We start from the raw sequence: 381 nt of genomic DNA on the forward strand, positions 1-381 counted from the left end.
GTCCAGACGTTGCTCGGCAACATCGGCATGCTCGGCGGCGGTATGCAGGCCCTGCGCGGCCACTCCAACATCCAGGGGCTGACCGATCTCGGGCTGATGTCGAACCTCATCCCGGGCTATCTCAACCTGCCCGTGGAGAAGGAGCCGGACTACGCGAGCTACATCGCCAAGCGGCAGTTCAAGCCGCTGCGCCCGGGCCAGACCAGCTACTGGCAGAACTACAACAAGTTCTTCGTCTCGTTCCAGAAGATGATGTGGGGCGATAAGGCGACGAAGGAGAACGACTGGGCCTACGATTACCTGCCCAAGCTCGACGTGCCGACCTACGACGTGATCCGTGGGTTCGAGCTCGCCAAGCAGGGCAAGATGACGGGCTACATC

General features: G+C 61.7%; 1 protein-coding gene. It reads left to right on the top strand.

Translation table 11 applies throughout. The features are described 5' to 3' along the window. On the top strand, positions 1-381 hold a 381-nt coding region (locus E4T88_RS19125; RefSeq protein WP_221411853.1), incomplete at both ends, for a hypothetical protein.

The sequence above is a fragment of the Dysgonomonas mossii genome (assembly GCF_004569505.1).
Taxonomy (GTDB): Bacteria; Bacteroidota; Bacteroidia; order Bacteroidales; family Dysgonomonadaceae; genus Dysgonomonas.